The following is a 12,613-nucleotide window of genomic DNA, read 5'->3' as shown; positions in this document are numbered from 1 at the left end:
GCACAATATCCGCTCCACGCGCCCGCAACTGACGGACTCCAACGCATGCTCGACCTGCTGATCACCAACGCCAACCTTGCCGACGGTCGCACCGGCATGTCCGTCGCCGTACGCGACGGCAAGATCGTCGAAGTCGCGCCACACATCACGGCGCAAGCGCAAGAGACGGTCGACTGTGGCGGCATGCTGCTGTCACCCACCTTCGTCGACCCGCACTTTCACATGGACGCGACGCTGAGCTATGGCCTGCCGCGCGTCAACGCAAGCGGCACGCTGCTCGAAGGCATCGCGCTGTGGGGCGAACTGAAACCAACGCTGACGGCCGACGCGATCATCGAGCGCGCCCTCACCTATTGCGACTGGGCCGTCGCCAAAGGTCTGTTAGCGATTCGCTCGCACGTCGACACCAGCGACCCGAGCCTGCTCGCGGTCGAAGCCTTGCTTGAGGTTAAGCGATGCGTGGCGCCGTACCTGGATCTGCAGCTCGTCGCCTTCCCGCAAGACGGCGTACTGCGAACGAAGGGCGGCGTCGACAATCTCAAGCGCGCGCTCGACCTGGGCGTCGACGTGGTTGGCGGTATTCCGCATTTCGAGCGCACGATGGCCGACGGCGCGGCCAGCGTCAAGCTGCTGTGCGAGATCGCGGCCGAGCGCGGCAAGCTGGTCGACATGCACTGCGACGAAAGCGACGACCCGCTGTCACGCCACATCGAGACGCTGGCGTTCGAAACGCAGCGCTTGGGCCTGCACGGCCGCGTGACGGGGTCACACTGCACGTCGATGCACTCGATGGACAACTACTACGTCAGCAAGCTGCTGCCGCTGATCGCCGAAAGTCAGGTGAGCGTAGTCGCCAATCCGCTCATCAACATCACGCTGCAGGGCCGCCACGACACCTACCCCAAGCGCCGCGGCATGACGCGCGTGCCCGAGTTGCTGGCCGCAGGCGTCAACGTCGCCTTCGGCCACGACTGCGTGATGGACCCGTGGTACAGCCTCGGCTCCGGCGACATGCTGGAAGTCGCGCACATGGGCCTGCACGTCGCGCAGATGACCAGCCAGAGCGCGATGCGGCAATGCTTTGAGGCTGTCACCACCAATGCCGCTTACGTGATGCACCTGCAAGGCTACGGGCTGGACGTCGGCTGCGACGCGAGCTTTGTGTTGCTACAGGCGCGAGATCCGATTGAGGCTATCCGGTTGCGGGCTACGCGGTTGAAGGTATTTCGCAATGGCAAACTGATTTCAACATCACATTCTTCGACGGCTATGCTTTCGATTGCCGAACGACCAAGTACGGTCGACTGGATACAACCGCGTTAGCGCAGCCACCAAGCTCAACTAGTAGTGCTCCGCATTCTCTTTGAATAGCGCTATCTCACTAGACTGAATTACGGGGTCGATTTCATCGACTTCTGCGACAACGATACTCTTGGAATTGACCGTACTTTTCAGCGCGGCACTCGAGATCCAACTGGAGTTCCATAACTGGTGCGCGTGACCATTGACTATCTGACAAATCGTTTCATTGGAATCGAACTTGATGCCGACTGCTTTCGGTTGCGTGACGCGTTGTAGCCAAATTTCGAGATAACCGTTGTACGGGACTCGGGCCATCTTGCTTCGCACTCTATTCCACAGCTCGGTCCTCTTGCCATTTGGTGCCAACGAAATCAAGCCGCTCAGTATGCCTGCAATGGCCGGAAAGGTAGCAGGCGAAACGAAACCAATATCCGTAGCGATTGCGACCAGTACTTCCAAGTCTTCTGGCGCAGCCTTCAAGCCAGTTATCTTTTCGTGAAACTGTGCCACTAACCGTCGCAACGCTCCGCTATTAGGGAACCGCTGACCGAACGCATGCAACCTCAAAAGTTGCTTCTGAACCGTCTTCGCATTGGATTCACCCAAATCTTGCAAGTCGATGCCCGCCAACTTGTCGGGTTTGATTGAACCCTCAACCACATTTCGCGTGGTGAAAGTCTTCGCCACACCAAGCCGCATTCCGACCGTTCGTAGCTTGTCGCTCACAACCTTGAGCGCATACTCGGCACTCTCATCGCTCCTGGCGAAGATTCGATAGTCATCGCGATACCGAAGAATTCGAACATTGTTGTGACTAGACAGTTCCTCATTGATGAGTCCGTCAACGTAGCCCAGAACGATCTCGGCCACCAAGTCCATTAGCACCGACCCTTGCGAAATGCCGTTAGTCTGTCCATACCGACCAGCTCGGATGTGCTCGTCTATAGTGTCGCCGAGTAGCGGTGCCTTCTTGCCTTTACTGCCTTTTGAGTTTTTGGATTCTTTTAGACCATGCAATGCCCAAGCGATACTGTGCGTGTATAGAGAGCCATAGCAGTCAGTCACGTCCGTATGGAGTAAGTGGCTGAATTCCAGAGAGTACGTGAGAGACTTTTGTTCAACGTTTTGCCACCAACTCGCAATTTGCGTCGCAACATCTGTTTGCTGATCGGATGAAACAACTGGTGAGCTGCAGCAATCGACCACGCCGCCAGCGAAGGTAGCGAACCGCTGTTGGACAAGCGCCCAGTTAGCTTCTGCGCACACAGCATTTACAAGCGAGACGTAGATAGCGGGATGCATCAGTTCGAACGGCCGCCACGAGAATTTGCCATCCTTGTTGGCAATTAGGCTGTAGTTCACATCTGGCAAGCTTGCCGGTTGCGATTTCTTGAACTGCTGATAGTCACCACCAGCAAGCACATCTGCTACATCGCTGAGTGTCGGGTCAAAACTGATGTACGCTGGCAAGTCGGCATTGAAGTAGCTGCTGCCCTTCATGAAATGAACTTTGGCCTCAGTGTTGGATAGATCGATCAACTTTTTCATCGCTACACTCATCCCGGCGCGCTGTCTTGATATCAACGCACTTTCACCACCTGCTGAAAGTGCAGCGTTGGCGCTGTTGAAGATACATCGTTGTCAAGGGTACTTCGCTGATACTCCTGCCAAGCCTCAATCCACACTGGAAGTTTCTGCTGCGAAGCCCGATTAGCGATGCGTGCCACCACGCCCTTCCTTGCGCTTGCTATCGGCGTAAACTCTACACAGAAACATCAAGGAGTGCCCCCATGACCGCCCGCCCAGACACCCACCCATTCAATTCCGACCAATCCGCCGCGCTGTTGCGCCGTGCGAGCAAGCAGTGGGACTCGGACATTGTTCCGCAACTGATTGAGTACGTGAAGCTGCCGGCCAAGTCACCCTCGTTTGAGGCGGAGTGGAAGCGCGCCGGGCAAATCCAGCGGGCGATTGAGCAGGCGCAGAAGTTTGTGGCGGCGCAGCCGGTGAAGAACATGACGCTGGAGGTGATCACGCTCGAAGGGCGCACGCCGGTGCTGTTCTTCGACATTCCGGGTACCGGGGCCAAGGCGACGGGCAAGACGGTGTTGCTTTATGGTCACCTCGACAAACAGCCGGAGATGACTGGCTGGCGCGATGACTCGGGGCCTTGGACGCCGCTGCTTGAGGACGGCAAGCTCTATGGTCGTGGCAGCGCGGATGATGGCTACGCCGTGTTCGCCGCGATGGCGGCGGTGCTGGCGCTGGACGCCGAGAACATCTCGCGCCCGCGCTGCGTGGGTCTGATCGAGACCTGTGAAGAATCCGGTTCGTACGATCTGCCGCCCTACCTCGATGCACTGGCGCCGCGCATGGGCGACGTGGGCCTCGTCGTCGCGCTCGACTCGGGTGCCGGCAGCTATGACGAACTGTGGGCGACCACCTCGCTCCGCGGCCTGGTCAACGGCACGATGACCGTGCGCATGCTGACCGAAGGCGTCCACTCGGGCGACGCCGGGGGCGCGGTGCCGTCCACTTTCCGCATTGCGCGGCAGTTGCTCGATCGCATCGACGATTCGGCGACCGGCATGACCAAATCGCCGGTGTTCAGTGCGCCCATCCCCGAGGAGCGCGTGACACAGGCGGCGCAGGCGGCAGCGATTCTCGGCGACGTGGTGTGGAAGCGCTTCCCGTGGCAAAGCTGCGGCGGTGCGCATGAGTTCACGTTGCCGACCACCAAGGACCCGGTGGAGCTGATCCTCAATCGCACGTGGCGCTCGGCGCTCTCGATCACCGGCGCCGACGGACTGCCTTCGACCAAGAGCGCGGGTAACGTGCTGCGCCCCTACACGGCGCTGAAGCTCTCGCTGCGCATTCCGCCCACGGTGGACGGCGCCGAAGCGGCGGCAGAGGTGAAGCGGCTGGTGGAGAAGAACACGCCGTACAACGCGGTGGTCGATTTCGCAGCGGACAGTGCCGCCACCGGCTGGAACGCACCGGCCTTTGCGCCGTGGCTGACGGTCGCGCTGGACGCCGCGTCGATGCACTATTTCGGCAAGCCCGCGGCGTACATGGGCGAAGGCGGCACCATCCCGTTCATGGGTATGCTGGGCGCGAAGTTTCCTGATGCGCAGATGCTCGTCACCGGCGTGCTCGGGCCGAAGTCAAACGCACACGGCCCGAACGAGTTCCTGCATATCGAATATGCGAAGAAAGTGACAGCGGCAACGGCGCTGGTGATTTCGGCGCTTTAACCATCGGCCAGTCACGAACCTCTTGGCTGCGCGACGTGCGGTCGACCGGTCATTCCCGCCAAGGCGGGTATGCGGTTCACTGGATTGGGCCGTGAAACTTGCCTTCCGGGTCTGGGTCCCCGCCTTCGCGGGGACGACAAATCGCGCGACTGACTCAACTGCACGCCAGCAGGCAGCGAAGCAGGCCAACGCCAAGCAAACGCCACCGCCATGACCCTGCAAGCCCTCTACTGCGACGCCTGTGGCAGCCGCGATTTGGTGCGTGTTGACGATGAACGCTATCGCTGCTCGCATTGCGGTGCGTCGGTGCTCGTTGCCGCAGAACAACGCGCTTCTCCGGTTGCCCATGCAGCGCCACCTTCCCTTCGCGGTCCGCTGTTTGGCGTGGCGGGGTTGCTGATGGCAGCGGTCTTTGCCGTCGTTCTCTGGCAGGTCAGCGTCAGTCCGAGAACGCCGCGCAACGAGGTGATCAACGCGTCCACTATCGAACTTTCAGCCGCCGCACCGGTGCAGGCATTACAGGGCGAGAAGGCGCGCGAGAAGCTGCTGGTGATGGTGACCAATCGTGGGACGCGGGTGGTGATCGCGCCGCACGTTGCAGCAAATTTTTACGGCGGGTCCACCAAGCTGGAGAGCCGTAGCGCCTACGCCCAGACCAGCGTGCTGCGGCCCGGCGAATCGGCACCGGTGCTGATTGAGGTGCCACCTGCGATCGCCGGTCGGCCGGGAAAGGCGCAGCGACATGAAATCGCGCTTGCGTCACCGCTGCGAGCGGTTGCGACGACGGACGGGCAAGTGCTGAAGTTCAGCGACGCACGCCTGGTGGAACGTGACATGCAATTCAAGCTGGCTGCCCGCATTCAGGCACCGTCGGGTCGGTCGCCGATGCAGCGCTGCCGCGCCAGCATCGTGTTGCTTGACCGCTACGACGGCATTGTGGCGCTGGGCGACGGCCGCTGCAACGCGCGTGACGTGGCGCCCGGCGAAAGCACCTTGATTGACGCCAGCTTTGTACGCCTCGGCACGCTGCCCGTGGCGCGTTGGAGGTATCACATTGACTATGAGCTGGCCCAGCCGGCGCCCTCACCCGCACTGGCAGTCGCGCCCGCAAACCGGCAGCAGACAGTCGTTGGCAGCGCGGAGGCGCTGGGCAGCAACACAACTTGGGATGCCGCAGACCTGCTGCGTCGCTAATCTCACCTGCGCTGTGTGTCGCCGCGATGGAGTGCGGCGTATTCGAAACACTTGTCGGGCGAGTTGCGGTTGCCCTCGATTCCACTTCGTTGCATCGAGGCTACGGATCGAACCATTCTCACGCCGCTCCTGAGTCTGGCGGCGGACGGGGCGCGGCGGTCGCGTTTGTATTGCCAGCGTCCGCCGCGCGACCGCCCAGACGCCAGAGACCACGAATACCTGCTGCGATCATCCCCATCACCAGCAACAGCAATACTGCAATGGTGACAGCCACTGCACACAGCCAGTAGGGCCACGTCGCAGCGCCAAACTTCGCGCTGCTGTCGGCGACGTACAGGGCGGCCGCGACCGCGCCGGTGGCGGCCGCCATCACCCAGCGCATGAAGGGCGCGACGCTGATTGGACGCCACCACGCAAATAGCGAAATCACGATGATGGTCAGCAGGCTGACAGCCAGCGCGACGGCACCGCTCAAGAGCGAGGTCACGAGCACATCCAGCCAGTGCAGCGGCGCTGCCACCACTTCGGTGGCTGTAGTGATCGCATTGTTGATGCTGCTCTCGCTCATCCTTGCGCTCGCTTTCATCGGATCGGTGTGCCTGCAGCGCGTCGTGCGCCAGTGGCATTTGCTGCCGGCGGATTATTGCGAATTGGCGACACCGTGCCAATGCCGCGCCCCCACTTTGGCCCGGTTGCGGATTAGACTTCGCGCTCCGCAGCACAGCCTCGCCCACCCGGCGACGAGCTTCGCGGACGATCCATCCACCCGAGGAGTCCTCCATGTCGCGTTACCCGTTCTCCCGTCTGGCCGCTGTGGCTGCTTTGGCAGCCACCGCTCTGACGCTCGGCGTCGGCACCAGCTTCGCCGCCGCACCATTCGCCAAAACACAGGCACCCGGCTTTTACCGCATGATGCTGGGCGAGTTCGAGATCACTGCGCTCTCCGACGGCACCGTCAAGTTGCCGGTGAAAGACCTGCTGAACACCACCCCCGGCAAGGTGGACGCGGCCCTGAAGAAGGCGAAGATCGCCTATCCGGTTGAGACCTCGGTGAACGCCTATCTGATTAACACCGGCAGCAAACTGGTGATGATTGATGCGGGCGCTGGTGCCCTGTTCGGGCCCACCGTAGGTGGCCTTGCCAACAGCCTGAAGGCGGCTGGCTATCAGCCGGAGCAGGTCGACGAAATCTACATCACACATATGCATCCGGATCACGTTGGCGGGCTGGCGGCGAATGGCGTCATCAATTTCCCGAACGCCGTGGTGCGGGCCGACAAGGCGGACGCCGACTTCTGGCTGAGTGAGGCGAACATGAAGGCAGCGCCAAAAGATGCGCAGGGATTCTTTCAGGGCGCGCAGGTATCACTGAAGCCCTACGCCGATGCAGGCAAGCTGAAGACGTTCGAAGGCAATGTGGAGCTGGTGCCCGGTGTGCGCTCATGGACGAGCCACGGCCATACCGCTGGGCACTCGCTTTATGTGGTGGAAAGCAAGGGCGAGAAGCTGGTGCTGTGGGGTGACCTGATGCACGTTGCGGCGGTGCAGTTCGACGACCCGGCGGTAACGATCAAATTCGACACCGACAACAAGGCTGCTGCGAAGGAGCGCGCCAAGGCGTATGCCGACGCGGCGAAGCGCGGTTATCTGGTGGGCTCGGCACACCTGAGCTTTCCGGGCCTGGGCTACCTGCGCAAGAATGCCGGCAAGGGTTACACCTTCATTCCGGTGAACTACTCGTCGCTCCGGTAGCCCCATCAGACCGGCGCAATCTGAGAAACAGAAAGGGGGCTTGGTGCCCCCTTGTTGTTGGTGCTGCCAAATCCGCGCTACTCGCAGTTCACCATCCAGTGCACGCCGAAACGGTCAACCAGCATGCCAAAGCCCTTCGCCCAGAACGTGGGTGCGAACGGCATGGTCACCTGCCCGCCCTCGCCCAGCGCCTTGAACACCGCCTCGCCTCGGGCAATATCGTTGTAGGCGACTGAAAGCGAGAAGCCACAGAAACCGGTTGGCCCGGGCATGTTCGGCGGCCGGTCGCAAGCCATCATCTGCTGGCCGTCGAACGTGTAGGTGGCGTGCATGATCTTGTCGTGCCACTCGGTGTCAAACTCGCCCGCCATCGGCGAATCGCCAAAACGCATCATGAAGCTGACTTCGCCGCCAAGCACTGACTGATAGAAGTGAAGCGCCGCTTCGCAATTGCCGTCGGTGTAGGCGAGATAGGGCTGGATGGCCATCTTGTACTCCTGTGCAATGTTGGTGCAGCGATTGTGGCATGCGCCAGCATCCGGTGTGAACAAGAACCAAAGCAGACAGATGGTCCGTTGTGGTCGGCCAAAGCGAAAGTTGTCGCGATACCGCAATTTTCAGCGTTTTGCGTTGTATGCTTTTCTGCTGTCTCAATAGAGAATGCCTGAAAGGGAATCATGAACCGTGGGGAAGTGAATCGGGAACACTGGTTGACCCGATGCCGTAGCGCGCTGGTCTGGGCGCTTTCGCTGACGCTTGCTGCGTCGGCCGGGGCCGTCAATCTCGGCAATTCCGCGCCGCAATCCAGCGGCAGTTTTGTAGCGCCAGACGCCGTGAGCTACCGCAGCAGCGCCGGCAAACACAAGGTGCTGGTACTGGCTGACAATGCTGGACGGGCAAAGAGCATCGCTGTCGGCCGCAGTCATGACTACGGCAGCTTTCAGCTGCTTGAAGTTGACCGCGCAACAGCAGACCAACTGATCGCCAGCGGCGTGGGTAGCAATGCCGATGGCCAAAATCTGATCCTGTTCAACACTGGTGCGATTGACACCACGGCGCCGGAAGTAGCCAGCCAAAGCAGCAAGGCTCTCGCGGCCGGCAAGCAATTGCACCTGGTGCAGTTCCCCGGGCCCATCACCCCCGAGTGGTACGCCCGTCTCGAAGCTACCGGTGTAGAGATTGTCAACGCAATTCCGAGCAACGCCTACCTCGTCTACGGCGACCCGACAACCATCAACCGTGTCGCATCGCTCGCCACCGACGGCCACGCGCAGTGGCATGGACCGTACGCCACGGCGTTCAAGCTGCAGCCGGGCGTGTCGCTCGACGCTACGCAGCGCGCCAAGTCACTGGCAGCCAGGGCAGGTGCGACATTTACCGATCGCTACGAAGTGCAATTGGTGCGTGACCCCGTTACCAACAGCCTGACCGAATCGCTGCTGGCTGCAAAACCCGCTGTCGCCCGGTTCGAGATTCGCAACTATGTAAATCTGGTGGTCGATATCGCGCCGGAGTTGCTCGAAACCATCGCCAAGCGCCCGGATGTCATTTCGATCGCGCCGTACATCGAGCCGCGCAAAATGGATGAACGGCAGAACATGATTCTGGCCGGCAACCTCACCGGGAATACCCCGAACGCGGGTAACTACTTCACCACGCTGGCCAATTGGGGTTTGACGCAGGCGCAGTTCACCGCGTCTGGTCTGGTGGTTGACGTAACCGATGACGGCGTGGACCGAAATCCTGGCGCTAGTGATCCCGGCACCATTACTCAGGACACCAATAGCGGCCCTATACCGGTACGGCACTTCGTGCTTCGCGAAGGCGGCGTCGTGACCGGCTCCCCGCGTCTGCGCTACAAAGGTCGTTGGGGCACTGGATCGACCACGGATGCCGGCCTTGGCGTAAGCGGTCACGGCCAGCTCAACAGCAGCATCATCGGCGGCTACGTGCCGGATAACCTCGACACCAGCAACACACTCGTTCACCGCGATGCGCAAGGCTTTCGGTACGGCCTTGGCGTTGCGCCATTTGTGCTGCTGGGCAACTCGGTGATTTTCGACCCGAATTTCACGACCCCCAACATCCCCAATCTGCTCAGCGCGGCATATCAGAACAATGCCCGCATCAGCAGCAACAGTTGGGGCGCCAACTCGGCCGGCGCCTACAACGCCAACGCTCAAACCTATGACATCCTGGTGCGCGACTCCCAGTCTGGCACCGCCGGCAATCAACAGATGCTGGTGGTGTTTTCGGCGGGGAACGCCGGGCCTGGAGTAACGACCGTTGGGTCACCGGGCTCCGGCAAGAACGTCCTTACCGTCGGCGCCGCCGAGAATGTACGCTCGCACTCTGACAGCAACGGCGGCAACGCGGGCAACACAGCGGGCAACGACGGCTGCAGTATCGCTGACACTGGCGCCGACAGCGCCAACGACATGATTTCCTTCTCATCACGCGGGCCGACCGCCGACGGTCGCGTCAAGCCCGACATCGTTGCCCCCGGAACTCACATTACCGGCATGAGCTTCGTCGCGGTGGGCCAGGATCCGGCGAGCCCGCTCAATGGCCTCGGTGCCGGCGACGCGGCGTACCGTGCCGACGGCGCCTGCGCCATGCCGGGCAGCGGTACTGCCGGGAACGCCAACAATTTCTTCCCAGTGAACCCCGCGCAGCGCTGGTACACCACGTCCTCCGGTACCAGCCACTCCGCCCCCGCCGTGTCCGGCTCAGCGGCGTTGATCTACCAGCAGTTCATCAACAACCCCGGCTACATTGGTGCCAACCGCACGCCCGCAGGCTCGGCTCCGCCCAGCCCCGCACTGGTGAAGGCCTATCTGACCAACTCGGCCCGCTACCTGAATGGCACCGGCGCCAACGACACGTTGCCCTCCAACAGTCAGGGCATGGGTTCGGCAAACCTGGGCATGGCGTTTGACGGCGTGCAGCGCATCATCCGCGACCAGGTAGCGGCAGACCGATTCACCGCCAGCGGACAGTCGCGCACTTTCTTCGCCACCGTAGTCAACGCCGCCGCTCCGCTGCGTGTCACTCTCGCCTACACGGACAAGGAAGGTGCGACGACCGGCGCCAGCTACGTCAACAACCTTGACCTCGTGGTCATCGCCGGCGGACAGACCTACCGCGGCAACGTGTTCTCGGGCGCCACCTCCGTTACCGGCGGCAGCGCGGACCCGCGCAACAATCTGGAGAGCGTTTTCCTGCCGGCCGGTTTGGCCGCCGGTAGCGTGATTTCCATCCGCGTCGTCGCCACCAACATTGCCGGGCAAGCCGATCCCACCGTCGTGGGTCTCAATCAGGACTTCGCGCTAGTGGCCTACAACGCGGCACCTGCACCTGATCAGGCGCTGTTGTCGCTCAGCGCAGTGACCCTGCCCACCGGCAACGGCATTGTCGAACCGAACGAGTGCAACGATGTCAATCTCACCCTCAGTAACGATGGTAATACCGGTGCGACTGCGATCTCCACGACGCTCACTACGTCCACGCCGGGCGTTACCGTTAGTGCCGGCAACAGCACCTATGGCAATATCGCTGCGGGTGCGACCGGCAGCAACGTGACGCCTTTCAAGATCAGCACGGCATCGTCGGTTGCCTGCGGCAGCACCATCAACCTGACACAAACGGTTACTTATGCCGGTGGAACCTCGCCGACCAGTCTGCCCATCCAGCTTACGGTTGGATCGTTTGGCACCACGGTGCTGTTCAGTGAAAATTTCGACAGCGTGACCGCGCCAGCGCTCCCGGCCGGCTGGACCACGCAGCAAACCGGCGCCTCGCCGCCGGCGCTATGGGCGACGACAGCAACTGGCGCCGATAGCGCGCCGAATACTGCAGTGACCAACGGCGTCACCTCGGTGGCCAGCAACAGCCTGATCAGTCCAGCGATTTCGCTGCCAGCCGGGCCCTTCCCGGCGACGCTCAACTTCCGGCACGCGTGGAACTTTGAAAGCGCGACCTCGTCCTTCGACGGGGGCATTCTTGAGATCAGCACCGACGGCGGCTTGAACTACAACAACGTGACCAGCCCGGCGGTCGGCGCCACTTTCAGCGCTGGCGGCTACAACACGACGCTGTCCTCGAGCTTTAGCAATCCGCTTGGCGGCCAACAGGCGTGGGGCAGAGTGCAGTCAACGTTCGTTACCACGACCCTGCCGCTACCTGCGTCGCTCAATGGTCAGACTATCCGCTTGCGCTGGCGGGCTGGCTTTGACAGTTCTACGGCGGCTGGCAACCCGAATTGGCGCATCGACAACATCTCGATCACGGGCGGCTCAACATGCACGGCAGGCAGCGGCGTCTGCGTTGCCAGCAACGTACCGCCTGCTCTGGCATATGCGCCGACCGCCGGTACCAACATTGCATTCACGGGCGTCAACACCGTCGGCAGCACGGGCAACGGCAGCATCGCCGTCACGCCGTCGGGTGGCACCGGCAGCGGGGCCGCCGCGACGTCTACCGTGAACGGCTGTGTGGTCTCCGGCCCCGACGCGGCCAGTTTTGCTGGTGCCGCAGCCGTCAATCTGAGCTTTGTCGGCCCGACCACCACGCCTCAGTCGGTCAACCTCACCTGTACCGCTGGCAGCGCCAAACGCACCGCGACGCTGACCTGCAACGAGACGATTGGCAGCAATCCGGCAACGCAACGCTCGTGGCCGCTAACCTGCCCGATCGGCTGCTCGCTGGACATCAATGGCGATGGCAGCGTGACTGCAGACAAGGACGCCGTGCTGCTGACACGCTATCTGCTCGGCTTCCGTAGCGGCCATCTGATCGCAAATGTCCCTCTCGGCCCTTTGCGTGCCGACGCTGCTGCGGTGGAGAGCTACATCGGCAACGGCGCTCAGTTTGATGTGTTCGGTCGCCCGGCGCCGTCGATTTCGGCGATGCAGGACGGTGTCGTTCTGTTCCGCCTGATGCTTGGGGTGCCGGACACCGGCCTGTTCGGCGGCATCGTTGTGCCTGCAGGCGCCACCTACTCGAGCCCGGATACCGTCCGCGCCCACGTCAATACGATGTGCGGCACGACGTTCTAGCCCGTCGGCCTTCGCGAACGCGTTAGCGCGAACGAAGGCGTCCCCCCGCGCAGG

Annotated in this window: 8 protein-coding genes; 5 read left to right on the top strand and 3 right to left on the bottom strand. The window is 61.9% G+C overall.

Features of this window, described 5'->3' with window-relative positions; genetic code table 11:
* Positions 1-45: 45 nt before the first annotated feature.
* Positions 46-1,323, top strand: a complete 1,278-nt coding sequence (locus tag FKL89_RS06920; RefSeq protein ID WP_156862067.1) for an amidohydrolase family protein — start codon at positions 46-48, stop codon at positions 1,321-1,323.
* A gap of 18 nt (positions 1,324-1,341) precedes the next feature.
* On the opposite strand, the gene FKL89_RS06915 is transcribed toward FKL89_RS06920, so the two are convergent.
* Complete coding sequence (locus FKL89_RS06915; protein WP_156862066.1) at positions 1,342-2,850, bottom strand: RNA-directed DNA polymerase; 1,509 nt, start codon at positions 2,848-2,850, stop codon at positions 1,342-1,344.
* 242 nt (positions 2,851-3,092) lie between these two features.
* Here FKL89_RS06915 and FKL89_RS06910 point away from each other — a divergent pair, with 242 nt between their 5' ends.
* Both FKL89_RS06910 and FKL89_RS06905 read left to right on the top strand, forming a co-directional pair.
* The gene (locus FKL89_RS06910) at positions 3,093-4,556 is read left to right on the top strand and encodes a M20/M25/M40 family metallo-hydrolase (RefSeq protein ID WP_156862065.1); all 1,464 of its coding nucleotides are present in this window, start codon (positions 3,093-3,095) and stop codon (positions 4,554-4,556) included.
* Positions 4,557-4,766: 210 nt separating this feature from the next.
* Positions 4,767-5,750, top strand: a complete 984-nt coding sequence (locus FKL89_RS06905) for a hypothetical protein (RefSeq protein ID WP_156862064.1) — start codon at positions 4,767-4,769, stop codon at positions 5,748-5,750.
* A gap of 118 nt (positions 5,751-5,868) precedes the next feature.
* On the opposite strand, the gene FKL89_RS06900 is transcribed toward FKL89_RS06905, so the two are convergent.
* The gene (locus tag FKL89_RS06900; RefSeq protein ID WP_238363519.1) at positions 5,869-6,318 is read right to left on the bottom strand and encodes a hypothetical protein; all 450 of its coding nucleotides are present in this window, start codon (positions 6,316-6,318) and stop codon (positions 5,869-5,871) included.
* Between the two features lie 212 nt (positions 6,319-6,530).
* Between FKL89_RS06900 and FKL89_RS06895 the strand changes: the two genes are divergently transcribed.
* Positions 6,531-7,502, top strand: coding sequence for an MBL fold metallo-hydrolase (locus FKL89_RS06895; RefSeq protein WP_156862062.1), 972 nt, complete (start codon positions 6,531-6,533; stop codon positions 7,500-7,502).
* Positions 7,503-7,579: 77 nt separating this feature from the next.
* Here FKL89_RS06895 and FKL89_RS06890 read toward each other — a convergent pair whose 3' ends face one another.
* Positions 7,580-7,990, bottom strand: coding sequence for a VOC family protein (locus FKL89_RS06890; protein WP_156862061.1), 411 nt, complete (start codon positions 7,988-7,990; stop codon positions 7,580-7,582).
* Between the two features lie 189 nt (positions 7,991-8,179).
* On the opposite strand from FKL89_RS06890, the gene FKL89_RS06885 reads away from it, so the two are divergent.
* The gene (locus tag FKL89_RS06885) at positions 8,180-12,559 is read left to right on the top strand and encodes a S8 family serine peptidase (RefSeq protein ID WP_156862060.1); all 4,380 of its coding nucleotides are present in this window, start codon (positions 8,180-8,182) and stop codon (positions 12,557-12,559) included.
* The last annotated feature ends 54 nt before the right edge of the window (positions 12,560-12,613 follow it).

Source organism: Casimicrobium huifangae (genome assembly GCF_009746125.1).
GTDB classification, from domain to species: Bacteria; Pseudomonadota; Gammaproteobacteria; order Burkholderiales; family Casimicrobiaceae; genus Casimicrobium; species Casimicrobium huifangae.
The sequence above is the reverse complement of the archived record's forward strand: the minus strand, read 5'-3'. Positions and strand labels throughout refer to the sequence as shown.

What these genes read in the sequence shown, in the direction of transcription:
- FKL89_RS06920 (WP_156862067.1), top strand. Translation starts at nt 46, where the DNA reads ATGCTCGACCTGCTGATCACCAACGCCAACCTTGCCGACGGTCGCACC.
- FKL89_RS06915 (WP_156862066.1), bottom strand. Translation starts at nt 2,850, where the DNA reads ATGAAAAAGTTGATCGATCTATCCAACACTGAGGCCAAAGTTCATTTC.
- FKL89_RS06910 (WP_156862065.1), top strand. Translation starts at nt 3,093, where the DNA reads ATGACCGCCCGCCCAGACACCCACCCATTCAATTCCGACCAATCCGCC.
- FKL89_RS06905 (WP_156862064.1), top strand. Translation starts at nt 4,767, where the DNA reads ATGACCCTGCAAGCCCTCTACTGCGACGCCTGTGGCAGCCGCGATTTG.
- FKL89_RS06900 (WP_238363519.1), bottom strand. Translation starts at nt 6,318, where the DNA reads ATGAGCGAGAGCAGCATCAACAATGCGATCACTACAGCCACCGAAGTG.
- FKL89_RS06895 (WP_156862062.1), top strand. Translation starts at nt 6,531, where the DNA reads ATGTCGCGTTACCCGTTCTCCCGTCTGGCCGCTGTGGCTGCTTTGGCA.
- FKL89_RS06890 (WP_156862061.1), bottom strand. Translation starts at nt 7,990, where the DNA reads ATGGCCATCCAGCCCTATCTCGCCTACACCGACGGCAATTGCGAAGCG.
- FKL89_RS06885 (WP_156862060.1), top strand. Translation starts at nt 8,180, where the DNA reads ATGAACCGTGGGGAAGTGAATCGGGAACACTGGTTGACCCGATGCCGT.